This is a genomic window from Salipiger sp. CCB-MM3 (assembly GCF_001687105.1).
In the GTDB taxonomy this organism is placed as follows: Bacteria; Pseudomonadota; Alphaproteobacteria; order Rhodobacterales; family Rhodobacteraceae; genus Salipiger.
Genome location: NZ_CP014597.1, coordinates 176,881 through 200,537, shown reverse-complemented (window position 1 = coordinate 200,537; position 23,657 = coordinate 176,881). Strand labels below are relative to the sequence as shown.

Here is a 23,657-nt window from a genome sequence, read left to right as displayed (position 1 = left end):
TTGTTGTGTCGTGGCCTGTGACATTTTGACCGGCGTTCTGGGAGGTTGGTCGGTCATGAGGTGGCTCTTTGGGAGGAGTAGTCATCTCCAAAAATCCGGTCGCCTCGAGGGAGGTTGAGGTGACCGGATTACCCTTCGTCTCAATTGAGATTGATGCGCTCGTCTTGAACTTCTGCGAGCTCTGTCTCGGACACGGAGCCTAGAGCCATCTCTATCAATGCGATGCCAGTTGGGATGTCCTCTCCTCTGTATCGGGGCACACCAAAGTGCGGGGATTGATCCATGCGATTATTACCGTCCAAGTCGAACAGGGTCTGATCAAGGACCGGATAGTCGGAAAACTCAGCGGCAACCTGTTCGCCGGTACTTATGGATAGCACCTTCAGGCTCTCGTGCAGCGAGCCAGTCGGATTGCGGTAGGCGATCGCCGTACCGTCACGCACGAATGCATGATACCCATCGCTGTCGGAGAACTTCAGGCGCGGCGTGCCTTTGCCATCGAAGATCACCACTCTTTCGCTGCCTCCATCCCTTGTGAAGGCTGCGTTCCCCTGTCGATTGACTACCATTCCGCCCTCGCTCTGTATCCACTCCGGATCTCGCGGGATCGAAAAAATGGGGGTTAGGTCCTGGCCATCGTAGATGTAAACGGTTCCAACGTTCACCTCGTCTTCCCGCTGCCGAAACCCTTCGAATGGGAGAAACGTCCCGTCCGGAAGGCACGATAGCTCAAACTGGCGTCGCTCAGGCAATGGCAACGGTTTGAGGGAATAGTCGGCCAGTTCTACAAGAAAGTGTCCTACCGCGGTATTCACCGCGAGCGTTTGGTCGTTATGAGAGAAACCGATTGGCCAGATCAGCGCGTTGCGGCTGCGTAGAAGGCGTTCAGGATCAGGTATCGGGAAATCGACACTCGCTCGATAGGCCCCGGTTCGGCCGTCAAAGAAATGAAGGGTGGGCGCATCCATCGGTGCAATGACAACCAGATCTCCGGTGGAAGTGAAGTACGGGTAGCTCGTTGCTAATAGTGTGGTTCCATCCGGCTTGCGCAAATCGGCTACAAGCTCACCTTCGGGCATCGAATAGAGTTGTGCGCCATGCTCGCTCATCGTCGCCATGACTTCACCTGTTGGCGACACGACGCCCCCGCTAGCACTCTTGGCTGGGAACGCGGGTTCCTCGAGAGGCAACCGGAGCACGCGCGAAGCGACGCTCCGATATAGGAGGAGGTGGGCGGCATTAAACCTCTCGAAGTCCTCTTCGGTCGGTTCCGCGGGCAGCCCCTTCAGGGCGGCAATGATGGCTGCCTGTCGGTTACCGGTGTGGAGCAGTCTTTCCGCCTCTCGAGCATAGCTTTCCGAGGCTTCTAACACCGGAGACATCGTGTCTTCGGGTGCGCTGTCGCTTGTCTCTAGGTTCGGCGCCAGCGACAGAGCTGTCTGATAGAGATCAAGCCCTGTCGGGATGCTGCCGGCCAGTGGGGCCGCATGTCGCGTGGTCACCATGTAGCCGATTGGCTCCGCCTGCGGTGAATAGATGGCTTGATTGAAGTCGACGTAGTCCTGCGCCTGCGCGTCGAGTTGCGATCCATCGAAGGCGAACACGTTGACCATCATGTCTGACATACGAGGAGAGTCGTCACCGTCGGCAAAGGCAGCTGCAGTCCCATTGCGAACAAAGCGCATGACGCCGACATCACCTGGCAGTTCAGCGATCATCTCACCGTTCAGGTCGAACAGAAGGGTCTGCATGTTGTCGGAGACCGCAAAAACGGGCTCGGTAGGGGACGCCATCAGGGCTGCGGATGGGACAGCCCGGCCCTGCAAGATGATACGTTCTGATCCGTCGAGATTGCGGGCTACAATATCTGCGCTCTTGGCATCGGAAGAAATGTTGGAGCCCAGCACACTCCCGTCGGATGCCCATGCAGACACCGTTTTGAAGGGGTCGGGGAATTCTATGACCTTCGAGCCATCGCTAACGGCATACACCGAGGACGTCTGCATAGCCTGAAGTAGGACGTACTCGCCGTTCGGAGAGAAGAGAATGCGGATCGCGTCGCCCGGTACCCGGCCAAGTTCTTCGCCGGTCTCGGCATTCAAGAGAATGGCCTGCCCGTCCTGTAGCGATACCACTCCGAGTGTGCTGTCAGGTGAGAATGCAGCGCTGGCCATAGAGGTCCATGGTGAGCCGATGGGCTTGGACGCCTCGTAGGTCGCTATGATCTCACTGGTGGCCTGATCTACCAAGCGTGCCGTGACCCGTGCGTCCGGATCCGTATCGCCGCTTATTTGTTGGGTAACCAAGACCCGGCGGCCATCCGGGCTCATGTAGCCCGAGGCGAATAGGCCCTTGAAGTCGTCCATGACAATGCTGCGGGAAGCGATTGAGCGTCCAAGCGCAAGCCAGGCTTCAGGGAAGGCTTCGATATCCGCCTGCGTTGGCGAGCTTGGCAGGCCAAGGAGCGCCTCTGCTATGGCAGCTTCCTGGTTTCCCTCATTCAGGAGAAGCTCGATGGATCGCTTTGCATGGGCACGAGAGCCCTCGGGGGATGGCGTCTCAGCGTTTGCGCCTATCGCGAGTGAGATGTTGAAGACCGCGGTGATGGCCACGAGCTTTTTCAGAGGCAGTCGAGCGTTGTGCATGAGGGGCCTATTCGCAGATAAATTCAGAGAATTTTCGGGTTAAATCGGGCAAAGATAATCGGTGTAGACGTACCCTCTGGGCAGGTCTCGAAGGTACTGCTTACCATTGGCGTGCTCGACGACCACAAGGAGCCACTTGCCCTGCTGTTGCCCCCGGTTTTCGACAACCGAGCCAGGCCCCAGTTTTAAGACGATTGGGTGTGATGACCCCGGGCCTGACCGAAGGGCCAAAAAGTTGTCGCCATTCGGGTCTAGGCGACAAACTTCGTACGTATCTCCTGAGTAGGCGTGAGCACTCGACGTCCAGACCACCAGACAGAGTGCCGAAAATGCTTTGAGCATATGAAAAGCCATCCTAAAAAATATCGGTAATGAGAGCCGAAGAATTTTGGCTCAGACGTCTAATGCTGGAATGCTGCCGGAGCGGTACGATTGCGGCAAGGGCATCATTCGGCGCTTGCGACATTCCGCCAATGTCAAATGACACCCCGTGCTGAAACGAGGCAGGCCAGTGGTAGGGGCGTCGGGCCATGCGCTTCGTGATGCAGCTTCATCGTTAACCCCTTGTGGACACGACGCCATGTCCCACAACTGATCCCGAAAAGGTCTTCGGGAGTTGTCGACCTTAAAGGTCGCCTTGGCGCAGGTAGCCGCCATAGCGAAGGGCCGATCAGCATCGCTCCTTCGTGACGTGGTCGGCCCTGAGCGGACGTTCGGTCCAAACTCGTCCAATGGCTTCTTTGAATCCTAACTTATCTAAGGCGAGAAAACCGGCAAGTCGGACGGGGCGCGCAAGCGCCCAGTCCTTCAGCTTAGCAGGAAAATGCCGTTATTGCCCCGAGAGGGCCGCGTAGACCGCGCTCTCGAAATCCATGTAGCCGGGGAACGAGACACCATCCGCGAACGGCAGGATCTGGGTCGCCCAGTAGCCGCCGATCCCGTTCTTGCGGTCGATCCAGTAGTAACTGTTCGCGAGCCCGGCCCAACCGATGGCACCGGCGGGGCGACCGGTCGGCGCGTCTTCAGTGTTGACCATGAAAGTATAGGACCAGTCCTTGGACATGCTTGGAAAGAACTCTGCATCATTCGACAGCGACGGGATGACACCCGGAAGCATGGTGACCTTCTGCGGCGGGACCAGCGCACCTTGGACGGCCCATTCGACGGTTTCGGGTTTCAGGACCTGTCCGTTGGGACCGGCACCGTCGTTCAACCACATGCGGATGAACTTCATGTATTCCGGCACGGTTGCGTAGAGCCCATGGCCGCCCATGTGGACCTCCGGCTCATCGGGCAGCGCGAAGTCGTCCATCGGGGTCAGCCCGCCATCCGCGCCCCGCGCATGGATGGTCGCGGTCCGCTCTTTCATGCCGGGGGTCCGGGTAAAGGCGATATCCTGCATGCCGAGCTGGTCGAATATCCTCTCCTGCATGACCTCGCCCAGACGTTTGCCAAGGATGCCTTCGACAACCTGTCCGACCCAGTCGATATTCGTGCCATATTCCCACTTGGTGCCCGGATCGAACAGCAGCGGCGTTTCGATACAGGCGCGGCTTCCGGTAATGACGGAGGGCTGACCCTGCTCTTCGGCGAGGCGCTTGTAGACCTCGTTGAAGAAATCATAGCCGAAACCGGCCGTGTGCAGGAGCAACTGGCGCGTCGTGACATCGCTTTTCGGCGCGCGCAGGCGGGGGGTGCCGTCCGCGTCGAACCCGTCGATCACCTGAAGGTTGCCTATGGCCGGGGCGTAGTCCTTGGCAGGCGCATCGAGGTTCAGCAGACCCTCCTCGACACATTGCAGGGCGGTGGTGCCCGCGATGGCCTTGGTGGTTGAGAAGATGGCGAAGACGGTATCTTCGGTCATCGCGTTCCCGTCCAGCCGCCGCTCACCGGCCGCGCCGGAATAGATGTCGGCATTGTGGTCCGTCGCCATTGCGACGACACCCGGCACGCGCGACGGACCGGTGACCAGCCCGTTCAGAACGGCGTCACACCGGGCTTTCAGATCGTTTGAGTTGATGTCCTTCATTGGTTCCTCCCTTGAAGACGTGCAGGGAAGGATGCGGATCATCGGGTGGGCGCGCTGTCCGCGACCGGCAAGGCCTGTCTCGTTTCGGAAGCAAAGTCAGTGCGGGCGGACGCGTCGCACCGATCGGCTACGCGTCTGCGACGGCGTTTCTCCGAACCTGTCGCGATAGCGGCCGGCCAGGGCACCGAAGTTCGAAAAGCCCCAGTCGGACGCGATCGTTGTGACGGTCACATCCTGTGGCTTCGTTTCGAGGTCCCGGCGAAAGCCCTCGAGCCGCCGCGCCACGAGAAACGCCCTGGGCGACATGCCCCTGAACTTGTGAAATCCACCGGAGAGCGTCCGCGCGGACACGCCGACACGCTTGGCCACATCGCCGATGGATGGTGCCTCGCGCGCTTCGGCTTCCATGATCTCCTCGGCCGCGCGAACATAGGCAGGGGCTGCACAGCGTGCGCCCGTTTCAAGGCTCATCCCCGCCGCCGACGCCCATTGACGCAGCAGTTCGACGCAGAGCATCTCTTCGATATGCCGCGCCAGCACCGCGTCCGCAGAAACCTCGCCCGCGTGCGTCAGAGCACGGGTGGCATAGTCGAGCAGCGCGGGCCAGGCCGAGTTCGGGCCACCGATCTTGACGCGGCTGGTCCATAGCCGGTCATCGGGGACAAACCCGAACCACCGCTCGGCCGTATCCGCCATCGCCTGATGCGGGATCGTGAGGTTCAGCTGCATATGGTCGGGATCCCCCTCAAGCCAGTATTCGGCGCGGGAACAATCGACGACGAAACTTTCCCCGGCGCCGGTGTCGACAGACCCGCCATCGATCTGGTGATCCAACGCCCCGCGGAGGGTGTTCAGGACGAGGATGTTTCCAGCCTCAGGGTCGAACCGGTCAAGGTGGATACCCGTACCATAGGCAAACCGGGTCATAGTCACACAACCCGCCTTGGCCGAGATCATGGTCGCATCGGGCCGGGAAAGGCGATCCAATGGCCGCACGCGATACCGCATGTAGACCGACCGGCAAAAGTCCTCCACCTCGTCCCAATCAGCCGAATGGGTCTTCTGCTGGTGCCGGATCGGCGCACCCAGCGAATCCAGAACAAGCGCGTGTTCCAGCAAAACCCCGCTCCTCCTCGTGGTTCCAGCGTCAATGTAACACGATCTTGGCGAGGTAGACATCCGGCATTGGTCGTAAAGAAATGAACGTGTTAGTGTCGACGCGCCGGCACGGTCGCGATCTGGCGAAGGATCTGACCGAGCGCGTCGCCCCCCCCCTCGGCGTGAGAGGCTCAACAATGCCGACATTGGTTCAAGCCGCAGCGAACGACCGCTCCCCGCCCTTTGTGTCAGAGCTTGCTGCCATGACGCGCCGACGACGACCGGCAGCTTCGGGCTGACAGCGGAAGAATGCAGTCGCAGCGAAGCTCCAGCACAATCCCGAGAACTTTGGGCTCGCAGCGGTCACTGAGGTCTGAGCCAAGCATCATTTACCTGCGCCACTAAAAGCGAAAGGGCCGGGGAAGTACCCCGGCCCTTCGTATTTTCGGGACGCCGATCAGTTCATCGGGCTTTCGTCCACGTCTTCCAGGCTGTCGAGCTCATCCGGCGTCATGTTGGTGACAACGGAATAGGAGCCATCATCGATCGGCACGAACTTTGCGTCGCTGATCTCGAGCATCACGTGCTTGTCGCTCATGTCCAGGAAACCGCCGACTTCGGCCACGATCCCCTTGAAGGAGCCATCGGCGTTCAGCACGATGTCTTCGATCTCGCCGACCTGCTCCCAGCCGTCTTCGACGCTGTCATAGGACATGTCCGGGTTCCAGTCGCTGCCTTCGCCTTCTGTGTCCATGGCATAGACGGCGCCGCCGGTAATATCACGAGTGCGGATGAGGCCGTCGTTCTCATTGCCGAAGAGGTCATCAGCTGCCTTCTCCATCGCCTGCTCGCCCTGCGCGACGGTTTCTTTGGTCTCGGTCTCGATGGCCTGGCCGGTGTTCTGCGCTGCCTGCTCTGCGTTCTCCATTGCCTTTTCGGCGTTGTGGTTGTCCGCGTAGGCGGCGGTGCCGGCGGTGAGCGCGATCAGGGCGGCGGTGGTGGTCAGACGTTTCATCGTAGGTCCTCCAAGAGGTTCGTTTGAGTTTCCGATTGCCCAACACCGAGTTACGGCCAACGTTCCACGTCGGATCAGGCCACAGAGTCACTATGATTTCATGGAACCAAATGGCGCACACAGACCTCGTACGCGTGCATGATATGCGCTCACGTCAGGACGGGTCTGCAAAGCTTGGCGTTGTGCTGCAATGCAGCATTCTGTATTCATCTTCACATGGCGCAGCAATGCGTCAGCGAGTTTCCTGGGGTCTCTCTCCTCCTCCCTGAGACCCCGGAAATCTGCGGCGGCCCTTCTCCTCCTCCCTAGGGTCGCCGCTCCTCCCCCTCTCCAAGTCGTACCTGCAAGCACCTTGCCGCCGAAATGCGTGTCATCCCTGCGTTGCCATTGATCTGGCGCATAGGGCTACGTCTCTGGATGTGCTCTCGTGAGCTACGAACGAACTGACTTCTGTCTGGGTGCTAAAGGGAGGACGCGCCATGGGTAGGCACAAGGCATCCGGTCACCATCAGACTCTGAAAACGGGCCATCACCATTTCGATCGCAAAGACGCCGTTGGTCATGGTGGTGATCATCACAAAGGAGGTGGTTGGCCATGTGGTGGGGAAGGGCGCGACCGGGCACCGGACAAGCATGCGGTTCTCGTCGGCGCCACGGTTCCATTCAACTATGAGCCGTGGCTGTATGATAGCAAAGACCTCAGCCTATTGGCAGAGATTGCGGATGGCAGCATCGGATCATCGCCGTCGAGCTTTTTCGAGACTGATGGGCTCTTGTTCTTCAGGGCATATGATACCGAGGAGGACAATGAACTGTATCTCTATGATCCGAAGCGTGAGCTTCTGAGGATCGAGGATATCAACCCCACTGGAAGCTCTTACGCCGGCCAAACTGGGTTCGAGAAGCTTGGCGGGTCTGTCTACTTCATGGCTGATGATGGTACTCATGGCCGTGAACTCTGGTCGTACGACCTTGCATCCGGAACCGCTTCTCTAACAGCGGACATCAATCCCGAGGGCAGCTCCTACGCCAGCAATTTTATCTCCGTCTCCGGTAAGCTCTACTTCATCGCCTACACGCCCGAGCTGGGCCACGAGCTCTGGATGTACGACCCGGGCAAGGACGCCGCTTCACCGGTCAGCGACATCAACCCATATGGCTCATCGCTCAATGGGCTCGACATGGAGTTCACGGAGCTAGATGGCTCGCTCTATTTCTTCGCGACCACCTTCGCGCCGTCAGGAGTGAGCTACATAGTCGACATTGAACTCTACCGTCATGACACAGAGACCGGACTGACCCAGCAGGTTGCGGACATCAATCCTGATGGGCCGTCGTTCATCAGTGGCTACGCTGAAATGGCGGTCTTCGACGAGAAACTCTTCTTCAATGCATTCAATGACGCGACTGGCGCTGAACTCTGGGTCTATTCGCCAGGCGACGATAGCCTCGAGTTGATAGACAGCATCCGTCCCGGACCGGAGAGTGCCAACGCAGGTCGATATGGTTTCGTAGAGATGCGAGGTGAGATCTACTTTGCCGCACATGACGGAGAGCATGGCCTTGAGCTATGGGCCTACGATCTGCGTGATGAGAGCACGCGTCTGGTGTGGGACATTGAGCCGGGGGCAGAAGGTTCCCTTCTCGGCATCGATCCCACCTTCACGGAGTTCCGCGGGAAGCTCTACTTTGCAGCCCGTACCGAGGAATACGGCTACGACCTCTTCGTCTACGATCCGAGGAAGGATCACGTGTCGGCCCTCGATCTAGTGGAAGGGGACGCAGACAGCTTGGTGCTCGTGCTAGGTGCCATGGGAAACCAACTGATGGTCGCGGTGACTGAGGAGGTTGAGGGCGGCCTCGAGTGGCGGGCAGCGGTCTCGCACGGAGTTCCAAAGTCAGCTGAAGATTTCACAATCCTCGAAGCTGACGGTGAGATATTCGCCCCTTATGGCCCCGACGCCTTCATTTTCTGAATTTTTTAGGATTTTGATGTGGGTAATGTCGCGAAAGAAAAGAAGCGCCACGGCAGAATGATGGGGCCATAACGCTTCTGGAACCAGAATTTGTTGGCAGGTTTACTTCGGCACGTGGTTGAGTGCCTCGACCAAGCAAAGCAGAGCCATTGATTGACCGTATCCAGTCGGTTGTATGGGGATGTCCCGATAGAACTGAAGATCATGACCCATACGCGTGCCATAAGAAACTTGTTGCACAACGCCATTCTTATCAATGTGGCTGAGAACGGCCCTTAGCGCTTTGAAGCCAGCGTCGCGCCAGCGCGCGTCTCCGAGACCTAAGCGGTGAGCTTTGAGGAGCGCATAGCCGATCGCCGCGGTCGCGGAGATTTCTTCGTACGAAGTTTCGTCATCAACAAGCGTGCGCCAAGCGCCACTGTCACATTGGTAGCTTAGCAAGGCTTCGAGCTGTGACGTGACAATCCAAGACAGAAAGCGCTTGGTAGCCGGGTCGAGCTCAGCCAAATCGAAGAGGTCGAGAACGCCAGCTGAAATCCAGCTGTTGCCACGGGCCCAACGGGCCCGCGCAAAGTTATGGTTCCCATCGAACGTCCAACCGTGGAACCATAACCCGGTCTCTCGCTCGGCGAGATAATGGGTATGAACCATGAACTGAAAGCTCGCCTCCTCCACAAGGTCGCTACGGCCGCTAGCCTGACCGTAGCTGGCAAGGAACAGCGCCAGCATGAACAGCGTGTCGTCCCAAAGCTCGCCTTCGTTGATCTTGTCCGACACGTCGTGCTGAAAGCCTCCGCTCGCGGTGCGCGGGGCCTCTGTGAGTAGCCTTTGCGCCCAATCGTGCATTGCAGGCTCCCATTTGGGATCGCGGGTTTCCGACCAGAGGATCGACAGCGCCAGCATGGGCGCTGTCGTATTTACGTTCATTTTCGGCAAGCCTCTGGAAAACTGGGTGCTGTACCAGTCCTCCAGAAGTGCCCGCGCATCGGTATCCCCAGTCTGTTTCCAGAGTTGCGCAATGCCATACAGACCGACGCCTTGCGGCCATTCCCAGCTATCGAAGCTGACGTAGTCACCTGCTGTGCCATCGAGATTTGGTTCGTTGAAACGGCCCTCATCCCTAAGGTTGCGCAGCCCGGAGACGATCAGGGCGATCTTCTCCCGGATGTCTTCTTGCAGGTTCACAGTATCGGTCATCATGTCGCTACTCTATTCTTCGGGGATCGGTCTACGCGGGCTTGCTTCTTATTCAGTTGCGAGGATTTGGCTGAGCACGTCGCCGAAATCAGGATCGTCACGATACTCGTCGAGCAGCGGCATGACTTTCTCACGGAAGGGCGCCTGGTCCGGTTCTACGAAAGTGACGCCCATATTCTCGGCTTCGGCGCGCGCATCGGAGATGGCCTTGTCCCAAATACCACGGAATGCCTCGGTGGCATTCACCGCAGCTTGCTTTACGATGTCCTGCTGTTCTTCGGTTAGCTTGTTCATCGCCGCGTTGGAGATGACAAGGAAATCTGGAACCCGCAGATGTTCATCTTGGCTGTAGTACTTAGCCACCTCGCCGTGGCGGCCGATGGTCAGCGCCGTGACGTTGTTTTCGGCACCGTCGATGACGCCCTGCTGAAGCGAGGTGTAGATTTCAGCATAGGGCATAGGGGTCGGTGTGCCCCCCATCATCTCGACCATTCGAATTGAACTGTTGGAGTTCATGACTCGAATCTTCTCGCCCTCTAGATCGGCCGGCGTCTCGATAGGCTTGTCGCTGGTGTAGAACGAGCGGGCGCCGCTGTCGAAGAAGGTCAGGCCTGTGAAGCCGCTCCCTTCGGTCGCGGCGTAGACCTGGTCAGCCACGGGACCGGTCATAACGCGGTAGAACTGATCCTCGCTCGTAAAAATGTAAGGCAGGGTGAAAGCCTTAAAGACTGGATCGAAGTTCTCGAGGTTGCCGGCACTGACGCGCGTCATGTCGACGGCTCCGTTCTGCAGCTGCTCCAGCACTTCTCGTTCAGATCCGAGAACTCCATTGAGGAAAACACGGATCGTGACTTCGCCGTCAGTTTTCTCTTCAACCTCGTCAGCAAATTGCTGAAGTGCGGTGCTCGTGGGATGGTCCTCGGAAAGCGAGTTCGCGAGGCGCAGGCGTGTTTTCGCATCCGCGCTTCCGGCTATCAAAGCCAATGCAGCGGTAGCGGAAAGAGCAAGGGTCTTGAGTTTCATGTCGTCCTCCCTGGAGAAAGCGCCACCCCCTCCATCGGGCGGCACTGAGGTGTCGTTCGGCGCTTTGCCGGAGACGTCTGCAACATGCAGACCATGCAAAGAAATTGCTACATGTAAATAATTTGCATACCCAAAGTTGTTCTGACGGTTTCCATGACGCGCTTCCGGTAAACTCGACACGCAGCTTGCAGATTTCAGACAGACGTACGATGCACGCCTTTCTTGATCACAAAGCCATGCCTGACCTTTGACGAACACAAGCCGGTGAAGTGCACATGTGGAAATATTTTTCATGTTGCACAACAAGATTTCACATTCCAAGGTCGCGCCGGGGCTGCACCGCGGGAGGACACGCGAGGAGTGCTGTGCCCTACGGTGTGCCGGAGAGGAGGCAAACATGCTGATAATTAAAAAGGGCTTGGAGCGCGTGCTTCTGGCTCTGATTTGCGCCCTGCTGGTCATCATGGTGTGCTTGATGCTGTGGCAGGTCTTCACGCGGTATGTGCTGTCGACCCCGGCACTGTTCACCGAGGAAACCTTGCGTTTCACGATGATCTGGATGGCGCTGCTCGGGACAGCTTATTGCTTTGGAACACGGCGGCACTTATCGCTTGAGCTCTTGGTGCACGTCAGCCCGCCGCTGATCCAGAAAGCACTCGGGGTCTTCAATGGCCTGGTCACAATCGCATTTGCCGGGTTCGTCATGCTGATGGGGGGCTGGCAGGCAAGTCAATCGGCGATGTCTCAGCTTTCGCCGATCATGCAGCTGTCGATGGGACTGATCTATCTCGCAGTACCGGTCTCCGCTGGTCTGATCATTACGTTGCAGGCGATCAACACCTTTCTGATCGCAACCGGGCGGGCGAGCCCAGTAGACCTGCCCGAGGAGACCCTCTGAAATGGACTTTCTTATAGACTACATGTTCGACCCTGCGGGGGCGGCTGTCGTGCTCTTCGCTGTGTTCTTTGGGCTTCTGACGCTTGGAACTCCAATATCGATCGCGATCGGTGTATCGTCTCTGCTCGTCGGAATGGTGTACCTGCCGACGGACGTGATCTTCTTTGTCGGCGCACAAAAGATGTTCTCCGGGATCGACAGTTTCACACTGTTGGCGATCCCGTTCTTCGTTTTGGCTGGGAACATTATGAACAAGGGCGGCATCGCTATCCGGCTTATCAATCTCGCTAAGCTTCTGGGTGGTCGGATGCCGGGTGCGCTCGCTCACACCAACGTCATAGCCAACATGTTATTCGGCTCGATTTCGGGATCGTCCATCGCAGCGGCGGCCGCGGTCGGTGGCGTGATGGGGCCGCTTCAAGCCAAGGAAGGCTACGACCCCCGGTTCTCGGCGGCGGTTAATATTGCGTCCGCCCCCACAGGCATCCTTATTCCGCCCTCTGGGCCGCTAATCTTGTTCTCGTTGGTTTCCGGTGGGACTTCGATCTCAGCCCTCTTCATGGGGGGCTACGGGCCCGGCCTCTTGATGGGCCTGTCGGTGATGACCGTAATCACCGTCATAGCCTGGCGCCGCGGTTATCGTAGTGAGGCCAGGACTGGCTTTGGCGAAGTGCTGCGCACATTCTGGGCAGCGCTGCCCTCGCTTTTGATGGTCGTCGTTGTCATCGGCGGCATAGCCATAGGCGCGTTTACCGCGACCGAAGGCGCTGCGGTCGCTGTGCTCTATTCCTTCCTTCTGTCACTGCTCTATCGCATGGCCAGCTGGCGTGAGTACATTGAGGCTCTGAAATCGTCTGCCGTGACCAGCTGCTCCATCCTGTTTTTGATCGCAGCATCCGGGATCATGTCTTACGTCATGACGATTGCGGGTATTCCGGACATCATCGCCGAAGGCATCTTATCATTTGATAATCCGATCGTCATCTTGCTGATTATGAACATCAGCTTGCTCATTATCGGCTTCTTCATGGACCTGACGCCCGCCGTCCTAATCTTCACGCCGATCTTTCTTCCGATTGCCCAGGAGATCGGGGTCCACCCAGTTCATCTCGGGATCATGATGATATTCAATCTCGGGGTCGGGTCGATGACACCGCCTGTTGGAAGCGTACTTTTCGTCGGTTGCGCAGTTGCCGGGCTTCGGATCGATCAGGTAATCCGCCCAATCCTGCCTTTCTTTTTCGCCACGAGCTTTGCGTTGGCGCTGGTGACCTATGTCCCCTGGTTCACCATGGCGCTCCCTCGCTTCCTTGGCCTCATGCAACCATGATGGGAGACCTCTGATGTCTGCATTTTCTCTAACTAATCGACATGCGCTTGTGACAGGTGCGAACACAGGGATCGGTCAGGCGATCGCCGTTGCCCTGGCGCGCGCAGGCGCTGCGGTCACCTGTGTTGGGCGACGCAGCTGCGCTAAAACTATCGAGGAGATAACGGGCACAGGAGGGCAAGCCAGCGAGGTGCTAGTTGACTTTAGCGACCCGATGGCAGGCGTGGAGCTCTTCAAAGACGCTGAAATCGATATCCTCGTTAACAACGCTGGGATCATTCGGCGTGCCGATGCCGTCGACTTCTCCGAGGCTGATTGGGATGATGTCATGGACGTCAACGCTAAGGCGGTCTTCTTCACATCGCAGGCGTTCGCGCGCGAGGTCTTCGCTCGCGGTGGCACGGGTAAGATCGTGAACATTGCCTCGCTCCTGTCGTTTCAGGGCGGCATTCGTGTGCCGTCCTATACGACGGCCAAACACGGGGTTGCTGGGATGACCAAACTTTTGGCGAACGAATGGACCAAGAGCGGTATCAACGTGAACGCCATCGCGCCAGGCTATATCGCCACCAACAATACCCAAGCACTTCGTGAAGATCCTGAGCGCTCCAAGGAAATTCTGGGGCGTATCCCCGCAGGTCGTTGGGGCCGGGCAGAGGATATTGCCGAGACTGCCGTGTTCCTTGCAGCACCTGCGAGTGACTACGTTTCGGGAACCGTTCTGAATGTGGACGGGGGCTGGATGGCGCGCTGAGGTCTCAGGGCTCGGCAACTGGGCCTGCACTCGCACGGTGGAGCAATTCGCATGCCAGCTCAATTCGTCGAGATGGCATGGGGACGCCCGCCGTGCGAAGCTTGACCGTTTCCACAAGCAGGTCGAGCGAAAGGCTACCGACTGCCTGCATAGGAATACGCACTGACGTCAGAGCCGGTGACATGTACTGCCCTTGCGGTAGGCCATCTATGCCGATCACTGAGATGTCGTGAGGAACACGTACACCCCGGGCCTGCAATGCTTGGATTGCGCCCGCCGCGAGTATATCTGCCGCCGCGACAACCGCCGTGAACTGCTGCCCTTCGTCAAGTGCCCGGTTGATCCGGGCCGCTGCGGCTTCGGCGGTCCAGTCTTCGACGTCGAACTCCAGAGTTCGTTCAGCCTTGGAGCCGAGCGCATCGCGCCATCCTTCTAGGCGACGTGTGATAGTGCGCCTCCCGGGGCGGCTTAAGAAAGCGATCCGCTCATGTCCTAAGCGAGCCAGATGGCGGGTCGCGAGCGTCGCGGCTGATCGATTGCAGGGAGTGACAGAGCTTAGGCACATTTCTGGATCATCGCCGTTGACCAGTACGGCGGGAATGTTGAGCCCACGGACGAAGTCCAAAACCTGGTCATCCACCGAAACCAAAAGCAGGCCAATGACCTCTTCGGAACCGGAAGCAAGCCGTAATTTCTCCATGGCCTTATCGCCTTGGTAAATGTGGGTCTCGAGTTCGATTTCTTGAGCGTCAGCTCGCTCTTGTAAGCCCTCCAGTACGTACATCGTGAATTGGCTGCGCTTGAAATCAATCATGGCCTCCTGCGACGAGACCAACAGCGCCTTTCTACCTGGTACCATGCCAGGCAACGCGTAGTTCATCTCGATTGCGGCCGAGCGGATCTTAGTCGCAAGTGCCTCACGTACGTAGCCGTTACCACTCAGAGCTCGCGACACTGTCGCCGTGGATACTCCAAGTTTCTGGGCGATATCGCTGATGCGGGGGCGGCTGGAGCCGGCCATGGCGTAAGCCTCGCTGTCTAAGTGATGTGCAATCCAAGACTCAGTGTGCAATGAATTTACATATTGCACAAATGTTTTCCTAATGGGAAGGCTCGGTCAAGGAGCGCGGGAGGACGCGTTATGGGAGGTCGAAGGACTGCGTACGGCGTTAGGTCGTGCAGGTCGCGGCATTTCGTTCCTTCCTCAAATGCAACGACGCGGGCGATTGCCCGTGATGCTGAACGGCAGAAGGAGGCTTTCTCATGGGAATGCTGCAAAAGTACGGTGCTGGCCCGGATCAAATCGATGCCATGAACACGGATCGACTACGGGATAACTTCATGGTGGAGGGGATGTTTAAGCCAGGAAAACTTGGTTTTGCATACACCCACTTCGACCGCATGATCGTAGGCGGTGCCGTGCCAACGGAAGGTGCGTTGTCTTTTGGCGGCGGCGAAGACGTCGGGACCGAAACGTTCTTCGAGGCCCGCGAGATGGGCGTCGCAAACCTTGGTGGGGCCGGATGGATCGAGGTCGATGGCACTCGCTACGAGCTTGCCAACCGGGACGTCCTCTATATCGGTCGCGGCAGTAAGGCCGTGACTTTGGGAAGCGACGATCCCCAAAACCCGGCTTGGTTCTACATGAACTCGGTGCCGGCCGGGGCCGATATTCCCACACGCCTGATTACCCGTTCAGAGGCCAAGGTGCTGGAATTGGGCGACGCTGAAAAGAGTAACGTCCGGTCTCTGGCTATGTATATCCATCCTGAGGTCTCGCCGTCCTGCCTGCTTCTGATGGGCATCACTGACCCGGCTAAGGGGTCCCTCTGGAACACGATGCCGCCGCACCTGCACGAGCGTCGTATGGAAGCGTACTGCTATTTCGACATGTCCTCCGAAGATCGGGTGATGCACTTCATGGGCCGCCCTGACAATACGCGTCATCTGGTAGTGGGCGCTGGTGATATCGTCATGTCGCCGGCGTGGTCCATTCACATGGGCGCCGGTACCGGGCCGTACGGTTTCGTTTGGGGCATGACGGGGGAGAACCAAGCGTACACCGATGTCGATGCGGTCAAAATTTCGGAGCTGCGCTGAGCCATGCTGACCACCGGTGCCCCGATTCCATACTGGCAGGTGACCCGGCTCGATGAAGCCGAGTACAACGTTTCTGACATGCCCATGGAAGGGGAGATGGATTCCACCTTCTTCCTAACCAAGGACAAGAACTTCATCCCGCACACCTATCCGTGTCGCACAGCCTATATCGAAGAGCGCCGTGGCAAGGAGCTTGCTCAGGAAGATCTCCCCGATTGGGCAGAGGCGCGCAATGTGCTGCCCTTCGGATCGCCCTTTGTCGATTTGTCAGGCTTTTGGTTCCGGGCCACAAAGGTCCGGGGCTGGGCGCGGACTGCTGTCAAGGCTAATCACAGTGGCGTCGCTCGGCTACGCCTGGGGATTTGCGGTGCCGCGCGCGCCTTCGTCAATGGACGTGCTGTGGCGTGGCTTTCCCCAGCCACGCGCAATGCGATGGATGAAGTCGAATTCGAAGCCGAATTAACAGAGGGCCACAACGAGATTTCGGTGCAGTTCGAAGACCTCGCGGAGCGCGATGCTGTAATCCGGATCGCTCTAACTTGGCTCGAAGGCCCGTCCTCGGAAGTTAGTCACACGTTCCCAGCTTCGGATGACTTGGTAGCAGGAGTTGAGGCAGCTCTAGAGGGCATGCATCTCGATAAGAAACTGTATGATGGCCAGGACATCTTTCTGCAAATGCCGGTGCCTTTCCCTGAAGGATTCCAGGGTCACGTTAGGGTCGCTGGGCACTTCATGTCGCACGACCACGATGATGTTGATGTCGAAATCCCACATGGCGCAACGCAAGTTAGGATAGCTTCCTCCTCGGATTTCCCGGCAGACTACCGATATTTTGACTTCTCACTTTCCTGTGGCAGCTTCACTGCGCAGGCTCGTCTCGGAGCTGAGGTCACTTGGCGCAGTGAAACCGGGCCGGCGCCAGAGCTTCAGCAGGATAGGGTCGCTGAGGCATTGAGCTGGATCGCGCGCTATGCCGAGACAGACACTGAGACGGCGCTGGCCTGTGCCGCAGTCGGGGACACTGAAGCCCTTGCCCGCGCAGAGGAAATCATCACGACGGCTCTGCCCGGAATTGAGCAATGCTTCGATTGTGCCGATTTCGCGCTTGTCCCATTGCTGTGGACGCGGATCGCTTACGCTGACCGACTTCCCGCCTCATTGGTGGATCGGATTGACGCAGCGACCCTCGAATTCCGCTTTTGGATGGACGAGCCTGGTAACGACGTTCAGTGGTATTTCTCTGAAAATCACGCTCTTCTGTTCCACACCTCGGCGTATCTTGCCGGGGACCTACTTCCAGACGCGCGTTTCCGCAGGTCCGGCCGGTCTGGACGTGAGCAAAGTCGTGTAGGCTACGAGCGGTTGAAGGAGTGGTTCGATCACTTCGAAAAAGCTGAAATGGCTGAGTTCAATTCAGCGACCTACTTCCCGATTGACCTTAAGGGCATGACCGCGCTCTTTGCGCTTGCTCCAGATGACGAGATCCGAAAGCGCGCGGGCGCGGCAATCGTCCGGCTGGTGACCATGGTCGCGCATTCTGCGCATCACGGTGTAATAACCGGTGCCCAAGGGCGAAGCTACGAGCACTCGCTTTGCGTAGCTGATACGCTCGAGCTAACAGGACTAGCGCGGCTGCTTTGGGGGCAGGGCCAATACGGTGCTCACGTGAATTGCCTCGCACAGTTGTCTCTCGCACTGAGAGATCACGGACTGGAGTTTCCCGGCCTCACTGAGATCGCCAATTGGGAGCGGGAGGACACGGCACAGGAGTGGACGTTCTGGCAGGGGGAAAATGCCTTCTGCAAACTCTACCACTACAAGACCTCAGAGACCGCGATGGGGAGCGCAGCGCTCTATCGTTGGCAAGACTGGGGCTACCAAGAAACGCTGATTCAAGCTCGTATCGGTCGGGAAGCGTCTGCAAGTCTGTTCATCAACCATCCAGGTGAGATCGTTCAGTCCGGCTTCGGACGACCATCTTTCTGGGGCGGGTCAGCAAGTGTGCCACGTGTGCAGCAATATCGGGATTTGGCAGTCGTGCGCTTTGATGGCGTCGCGCCTCAGCCAAATTTCACGCACGCGTGGTTCCCGACGCCGGTATTCGACGAGTGGAGCGTTGACGGAAACAGAGCCTCAGCCCGGAGCGGGAAGGGCGCTATGGTCATTCAAGCATCTGGACCCTTGCAGCTCATGTCGCAAGGCGGGTCTGCAGGTCATGAGCTCCGCCTCGCGGGGCGCCAGGGCATCTGGGTCGTCCGCCTGGGTCAAACAGAAGACTTAGCCAGCTTTGCCGGTGACCATGGACTTGAAGTGGCGGAAACCACAGACGGAAGTCTGGTTGTTGAGGATGCGTCCTACGGCAGAGTGCAATTCCGACGCGATGGTAAAGTAATCGCTGAGGGCCGTACGCTTGATCCGATGACTTGGACCCTTGAAGGCAACCGGAGTGAAATCCCGCTATAAGTAGAGATCATGCGGCAGTTGAGGGTGTCTTCACTGTCGCATGACGATCACATTCAAGAAATGTAGCGCATGAGTTCGATGGCTCTTTCTCGGCCGAGCTCAATCCTGCACGAGTTGATCCCGATGCCGGTGCCCGAACCGCCACCGAACGTAGCTCCTACGTACTCACATTGGGCGTCCCGGTACTCCGACCAAGCAGCCTGTGAGGCCTCGAGTGCCGGGACGGCTACAGTGCGCCCTGTCACGTCGTCGAGTTCTTGAGCAGAGTTCATCGCGGACTTTAGATAGACCTCGAGCGCGGCGTCGACCCTCTTCAGAGTGTCGGTGACACACTCACCAATCTCGATTTGGCTACTCCCGCCACACTCTGTCGCAGGATCAGCGACCGCGACGATCGGCAGGCCAAGAGACAGCAAAGCTGATACGGCGACAAATCTCATGTTGGAAACCTCCCCAGCGTATAGCTGGAAGGAGAGACCTACTCGGCCCGCTTGGCAACCTCGATCTTCGCATTGCAGACGCCTTCACCGATTTCATCGCGTTTCATCCCATCGCGTTGGATTAGGCCCGGGGTTGCGCCTCCGTGGTCGCTCCCAAGGATTTCGGTGAAATACAGCTTTTTGCTCGCAGTGACCGCGATGCTGTAGGGGTCGTGCGCAGCGCTAGCAGTCAGGACATCTTCCCAGATCATCTCGCGCTCTTCATAGGTGATCCCCGTGATGCGATCTGTCTCACGTTTGATCGGGTCACTTGGGTCCTTCTCGAAGGTGCTGCTGCTATTGTTAGGTGTGCCTTCTGCCGGGAACTGGAAGGGAGCGCCGACCTCGGTCTCAAACCAAGACTGAGCTTTCGCAGCGATCACATCGCATTCGGCTTTGCAGGCGGGCGCTCCATTGGCACCACTGCACTGGTGTTCGAAGCGCATGTAGGTGAGATCGCCGCCCCAGAAGCCGTAGGTGGCGCGCAGCGGCTGTGAGACACCCTGGAGGTGCGCTGGTCCGGCAAGCGTCTGAATTCGGCCTTTTACGCTGAGGGTGTCTTCGTTAGACCATTCGGAGGAAACGTGATCCACTGACTTTCCCATAGCCGCCATGACTTCTTCAAGTTGGTCGCCGAACTGGAAGTCTCCGAGCGGAGGGGCGACTTGTGGTACCGGAGGAGGGATCAGCACAGGCTCGACAGGGAAAATCCAAGTTTTAAGATTTTTCCAAGTCTGGCCGATAAACTCCTGGTTGAAGGTGGCGTTGATGACTGCTGCAAATACTAGCCCACCAACGTACATGCAGATCCTGCTTGGGCGCAGGAGTCCCCAAGAACGACTGGACTCTGAATTCGTCGTGCCGGTTGTAGCCATGACCGCATCCCCTGAGTTGCGCTCACAGGCCCTTACCAATCTGCCTCAAATTGACTTATGAATTCACTTTTTGAATTTTCAGAGTTTACCGCGAATCCTGACGCTGGTCCACAATCCTAGGGGGTATGGAAAACCAGACCATCGCTTTTCCATAGATTGGCAGATTGGCTTGGATGGAAAAGCAGGGTCGACCCGCGGGAGGAGGAGTGCGGGCCGACCCAAACGCTAAACGAGACCGAATTGAAGGTCCGTCTTGGCATGTGCCGGCGCCTCGGGAGGAGGAGTGAGGCGCGCGAACGATTGCTATCTATAAGCTCTCATCTGGACCGCAACGTACTGCTCACGAATTTCATCGTTCTGACATGAATTCCGCCGGGTAAGCCCAGATAATCGCTTAATATTTATGCACTTGTCGCCTGGCGCCTGCATGGGAAAGGCCCCTTAATCATCGCTTGGTAGATGGTGTCCAAACGATGGAGACACGGCGCCATGAGCCGAGCGAAAGAGTTGGAGGCACAAATCGAGAGTGCGCGGGGCTTGAGGCGCGCCAATACGATAGTCACGTGCGCCAGCATCGCCGTTGCAATCGTCATGGGTATCGTCGCGGTCACGGTCGAGGCCGCTGGCGACAAGCTCATCTATGGGGCGTTTGCGGTCTTCATGCTCTCACTGTCGGCAAGTGGCTTGATCAGAAAACATCAAATCACCAGGAGACTACGGCATCTCGAGAACGCAGCTGTCCAGAGCGTCTCTGAAGGCTCTGCTTCAAGCTGCCGGAAGACGTCGAATATGACATTTGGCGGTGTCGTCGTTGAGGGTGGGATGGTCTCGTCCATCTAAGAGGGATGACATCTGGGCTGGGGTGCGTGTGCCTTGGTAAAAGCTAGGTGCCGTGGTACCGATCCCGGGCTGAAAGCATGCCGGGGATGCACGAGATGGCAGAGCGCAACTTGGGTACCAAGCAACGACTGGAAAGCCGGTCTCTGGGTGTCGCCATGTGGGGCAACCTATTTATGGCCTTGGCGGGGCTGGTCGCAGGTGTCTTGTCAAACTCCAATGCGATCTTGATGGACGGCCTGTTTTCGCTGATCGGCTTCGGGTCGGCCCTACTAGCGCGGCGGATCACCGGCCGGATCAATGCTGGGCCCGACAAGGCTCGACCGCTAGGGTATGCAGCGGATGAGGCGATCTTTTCAACGTTCCGGGCTCTTTCACTTCTCGGATTGCTTCTGTTCGCCGTCACGAACGCCATCAGGAACATATACAACTACATCGCTGGGATGACCCCCGAGCCGCTTAATTTTGCCCCGATGATCTTCTACTTCACGATCATTGCTCTGACTTGCGCGGTCCTCTGGGCGTTCCACTATTTCACATGGCGCCGGACGGGCAAAGCTAGCGCAATCCTGCGCCTTGAGGCGAAGGCAGCGCTCTTCGACGGGGTCATCACGGTCGCCGCGGGTGCAGGCCTTGCTGCGATCTATTACTTCCGAGACGGCCCCCTCGCGCCGATCGCGCCGGTGGGCGACTCCGTCATCGTCCTGATGCTCTGTTTGCTGGCCATCGGCTCGTATGTCCGAGAGTTCCGTGGGGGGCTGGGGGAACTGGCAGGGGCCAGCGCAAATCCTGCATATGTCGCGACGGCGCGTCGGGCATTGCGTCCGTCGATCTCCGAAGATGGAGGCATTTTGCGTGACATGTCGGTGACCAAGCTTGGACGGACGTTTCTCGTCATGGTCTATTATGATCCAGGCCGCCCGGTCTCGGCCGCAGACATCGATACTCTGAATTTGCGAATGATACGGGATGCTCGGCAAGCCCTCGAGGGGGCTGACGTTTATCTGGTGATAACTCAATATCCTCGGCGCTGGCCTGAAGAGCTGAACCCATATGGATCAGACTGAGCTCGGCGGAAAGGTGACTTGTGGTGCTGCCGCTTCTTGCTGAAGGGGCCTACCATTCGACAGGTAAGGCGGAGCCTCAGAGGACAGCGGACACAAACTGACGGAAGCTCTGGGCCGCTTTAACCGCGGGATTGTGCTAGACTGGCGGCGATCAACTGAAGGTCGTCGCATTTTTCAGAATAGGATTTTCCCATGTCCATGTCCGGCAAACAGATATTCTATTTCGGTGATAGCCTCACGGATGTTGGGGTCATCTTTGGCGCTCTGGTTCAGTCATTGGAGGCACAGATACTCCCGGGACTGATCGCTGCCCTCGGGCCTGATCCGACACCTGAAGAGATCGCGCTGGCCCAACAGCAGGCGCTCTTTCTCGCGACGCAGCAGGCTCAGGCTGAAACACAAGCGCTCGGCTTCGGCCCCGAAAACGCGGTCACCAATGAGTTCACGCATGCAACCTATACCGGCGACGTGAGCGGTGACACGGTGCTGAATTTCGCTAATGCTGGTGCTCGAGCGCTCGGGACCCAGGAGCCCTTCGGAACTGGTACCGGCTATGACTCCAATCTAGGTGCTCAACTCACTCGCTTCGCGGCCTTGCCTGATGGTGCGGTCGAACCCAATGCTAAAGCGGTCCTCTTCATCGGCGGGAATGATTTCTCGGACGCGATCGGAGACGCTCTGGATCTGCCGGGTGGGAGCGTTTTGGATGTGATCGCAGCCGCGAGCGGTGTCATTACAAGCTTGCTTGACGCACTTGAGGCGGCAGCGCGGGACCTGGCCTCCGCCGGTATCGCAACGGTCTATTTTGGAACGCTGCCAGCCGGGTCATTCTTTCCCGGAAGCGACGAACTCGATGACTTCACTTCGGAGCTCTCTGATCTGGCTGTTGGCCTCTACAACGACTTGCTTGCGGGAAGGGCCCAACAGCTGCGCGATGATGGCCTAGACGTCGAGATGATCGACTACGGCGCCTTGGCCAGCGCGATAACGGAGGACCCCGGCGGCTTCGGCATCATCGCCGATCGGTCCGAATTCCTGATAGACGGCGCGCCTTTTGATAGCGATCAGGTGGGGTTCTGGAATCCGATCCATCCCGCGGAGGCCGTCCACCAGGCTTGGGGTGCCTACGCTGCTTACGTGATGGATGGCGGAACAACTGCTGCCCTGAGTGATTTTGGAACGCTCAACTTTCAGACCAACGGGGACAATGCTGTGTTTGCCAACGGCGGCGCCGATACCGTTGTCGCGCTTGCCGGAGATGATGTTGTCTTCGGCGGTACAGGAGATGACCGTGTGTATGCCGGAAGCGGGCATGACATCGTGTCAGGCGGTGCAGATGATGACTATCTGCGAGGGGACCGGGGCAACGACATCCTAGGTGGCGGCTGCGGCGACGACACGGTTCGCGGAGGCTCTGGCAATGATGTACTCATCGATGGCCTGGGCAGTGATCTCGTCAAAGGTGGAGGTGGCGATGATGTCATTATCTTCGTCGAAAGCACGCTTGAGGGTGGTGGGGGCCCATCTCAGGATGTGTTCCAAGGGGGCTCGGGCAACGACACACTCTATCTGGTTCTCGATCAGCTGAGCTTCGCTGCATTCGAAGCGAACGGTGCGGGATCGGTTCTAACGGACCTAGGGATCGCGGCCTCAAGCATCGAAGAGGTCGTCGCAATCGATGGTCGCGGCCAGGTCGAAGAGACCCTGAACGGTTACGATTGGTTCCAGGACGGTGACTACTGGGGACTGATTGCGGCCCCTTCGTCAGCGGAACTGCTGGGATGATTTGATAGCACTCGCTTCTCAGCCCAAGGTTCTTGGTGAAAAGGGAATGAGTTGACGGATGGGGGGTGTGGCGTAGACCAGACCTA

General features: G+C 58.1%; 19 protein-coding genes. 9 read left to right on the top strand and 10 right to left on the bottom strand.

All coding sequences use genetic code 11. The features are described 5' to 3' along the window. Nucleotides 1-140: 140 nt before the first annotated feature. The 5 genes from AYJ57_RS21260 to AYJ57_RS26255 form a co-directional block, all read right to left on the bottom strand. Complete coding sequence (locus AYJ57_RS21260) at nucleotides 141-2,612, bottom strand: WD40 repeat domain-containing protein (RefSeq protein ID WP_157374340.1); 2,472 nt, start codon at nucleotides 2,610-2,612, stop codon at nucleotides 141-143. An 862-nt stretch (nucleotides 2,613-3,474) separates the two neighbouring features. Further along, entirely contained in the window at nucleotides 3,475-4,674 is a 1,200-nt protein-coding gene (locus AYJ57_RS21255; protein WP_066110771.1) for a serine hydrolase domain-containing protein, read from the bottom strand. 96 nt (nucleotides 4,675-4,770) lie between these two features. After that, a complete protein-coding gene (locus AYJ57_RS21250; protein ID WP_083191437.1) occupies nucleotides 4,771-5,793 on the bottom strand; it encodes an AraC family transcriptional regulator in 1,023 nt (340 codons plus the stop codon). Between the two features lie 436 nt (nucleotides 5,794-6,229). Continuing rightward, nucleotides 6,230-6,787, bottom strand: a complete 558-nt coding sequence (locus AYJ57_RS21245; RefSeq protein ID WP_066110766.1) for a PRC-barrel domain-containing protein — start codon at nucleotides 6,785-6,787, stop codon at nucleotides 6,230-6,232. 461 nt (nucleotides 6,788-7,248) lie between these two features. Then, nucleotides 7,249-7,422 carry a hypothetical protein gene (locus AYJ57_RS26255; protein WP_193789559.1) on the bottom strand — a complete coding sequence of 58 codons (174 nt, stop codon included), beginning with the start codon at nucleotides 7,420-7,422 and terminating at the stop codon, nucleotides 7,249-7,251. A gap of 72 nt (nucleotides 7,423-7,494) precedes the next feature. Here AYJ57_RS26255 and AYJ57_RS21240 point away from each other — a divergent pair, with 72 nt between their 5' ends. After that, on the top strand, nucleotides 7,495-8,763 hold the full coding sequence (locus AYJ57_RS21240; RefSeq protein WP_066110764.1) for a hypothetical protein: 1,269 nt from the start codon (nucleotides 7,495-7,497) through the stop codon (nucleotides 8,761-8,763). 102 nt (nucleotides 8,764-8,865) lie between these two features. On the opposite strand, the gene bglB is transcribed toward AYJ57_RS21240, so the two are convergent. Together bglB and AYJ57_RS21230 are read right to left on the bottom strand one after the other, a co-directional pair. Further along, the gene (bglB, locus tag AYJ57_RS21235; protein WP_157374339.1) at nucleotides 8,866-9,963 is read right to left on the bottom strand and encodes a beta-galactosidase BglB; all 1,098 of its coding nucleotides are present in this window, start codon (nucleotides 9,961-9,963) and stop codon (nucleotides 8,866-8,868) included. A 45-nt stretch (nucleotides 9,964-10,008) separates the two neighbouring features. Then, on the bottom strand, nucleotides 10,009-10,983 hold the full coding sequence (locus tag AYJ57_RS21230; RefSeq protein WP_066110763.1) for a TRAP transporter substrate-binding protein: 975 nt from the start codon (nucleotides 10,981-10,983) through the stop codon (nucleotides 10,009-10,011). Between the two features lie 397 nt (nucleotides 10,984-11,380). Here AYJ57_RS21230 and AYJ57_RS21225 point away from each other — a divergent pair, with 397 nt between their 5' ends. The 3 genes from AYJ57_RS21225 to kduD are packed head-to-tail and all read left to right on the top strand — an operon-like array spanning nucleotide 11,381 to nucleotide 13,965. Then, nucleotides 11,381-11,881, top strand: coding sequence for a TRAP transporter small permease (locus AYJ57_RS21225; RefSeq protein WP_066110761.1), 501 nt, complete (start codon nucleotides 11,381-11,383; stop codon nucleotides 11,879-11,881). 1 nt (nucleotide 11,882) lies between these two features. Further along, complete coding sequence (locus AYJ57_RS21220) at nucleotides 11,883-13,211, top strand: TRAP transporter large permease (RefSeq protein ID WP_442974849.1); 1,329 nt, start codon at nucleotides 11,883-11,885, stop codon at nucleotides 13,209-13,211. 10 nt (nucleotides 13,212-13,221) lie between these two features. Further along, nucleotides 13,222-13,965 (top strand): 2-dehydro-3-deoxy-D-gluconate 5-dehydrogenase KduD, encoded by a 744-nt coding sequence (kduD, locus tag AYJ57_RS21215; protein ID WP_083191458.1) that lies wholly within the window; start codon nucleotides 13,222-13,224, stop codon nucleotides 13,963-13,965. Nucleotides 13,966-13,969: 4 nt separating this feature from the next. Here kduD and AYJ57_RS21210 read toward each other — a convergent pair whose 3' ends face one another. Continuing rightward, nucleotides 13,970-14,986 (bottom strand): LacI family DNA-binding transcriptional regulator, encoded by a 1,017-nt coding sequence (locus tag AYJ57_RS21210; protein WP_066110758.1) that lies wholly within the window; start codon nucleotides 14,984-14,986, stop codon nucleotides 13,970-13,972. Nucleotides 14,987-15,228: 242 nt separating this feature from the next. Here AYJ57_RS21210 and kduI point away from each other — a divergent pair, with 242 nt between their 5' ends. Both kduI and AYJ57_RS21200 read left to right on the top strand, forming a co-directional pair. After that, nucleotides 15,229-16,065, top strand: a complete 837-nt coding sequence (gene kduI, locus AYJ57_RS21205) for a 5-dehydro-4-deoxy-D-glucuronate isomerase (protein ID WP_442974848.1) — start codon at nucleotides 15,229-15,231, stop codon at nucleotides 16,063-16,065. Between the two features lie 3 nt (nucleotides 16,066-16,068). Next, nucleotides 16,069-18,528, top strand: a complete 2,460-nt coding sequence (locus tag AYJ57_RS21200; protein WP_066110757.1) for a hypothetical protein — start codon at nucleotides 16,069-16,071, stop codon at nucleotides 18,526-18,528. A 53-nt stretch (nucleotides 18,529-18,581) separates the two neighbouring features. Here AYJ57_RS21200 and AYJ57_RS21195 read toward each other — a convergent pair whose 3' ends face one another. Continuing rightward, nucleotides 18,582-18,968 (bottom strand): lysozyme inhibitor LprI family protein, encoded by a 387-nt coding sequence (locus tag AYJ57_RS21195; RefSeq protein WP_066110755.1) that lies wholly within the window; start codon nucleotides 18,966-18,968, stop codon nucleotides 18,582-18,584. Between the two features lie 38 nt (nucleotides 18,969-19,006). Continuing rightward, nucleotides 19,007-19,810, bottom strand: a complete 804-nt coding sequence (locus AYJ57_RS21190) for a hypothetical protein (protein ID WP_066110753.1) — start codon at nucleotides 19,808-19,810, stop codon at nucleotides 19,007-19,009. A gap of 561 nt (nucleotides 19,811-20,371) precedes the next feature. Between AYJ57_RS21190 and AYJ57_RS21185 the strand changes: the two genes are divergently transcribed. The 3 genes from AYJ57_RS21185 to AYJ57_RS21175 all read left to right on the top strand — a co-directional run bounded on the left by AYJ57_RS21185 (nucleotide 20,372) and on the right by AYJ57_RS21175 (nucleotide 23,571). Next, on the top strand, nucleotides 20,372-20,722 hold the full coding sequence (locus AYJ57_RS21185) for a hypothetical protein (RefSeq protein ID WP_066110751.1): 351 nt from the start codon (nucleotides 20,372-20,374) through the stop codon (nucleotides 20,720-20,722). A 95-nt stretch (nucleotides 20,723-20,817) separates the two neighbouring features. Continuing rightward, complete coding sequence (locus AYJ57_RS21180) at nucleotides 20,818-21,786, top strand: cation transporter (RefSeq protein ID WP_193789558.1); 969 nt, start codon at nucleotides 20,818-20,820, stop codon at nucleotides 21,784-21,786. 192 nt (nucleotides 21,787-21,978) lie between these two features. Continuing rightward, complete coding sequence (locus tag AYJ57_RS21175) at nucleotides 21,979-23,571, top strand: SGNH/GDSL hydrolase family protein (protein WP_083191433.1); 1,593 nt, start codon at nucleotides 21,979-21,981, stop codon at nucleotides 23,569-23,571. Nucleotides 23,572-23,657: the final 86 nt, after the last annotated feature.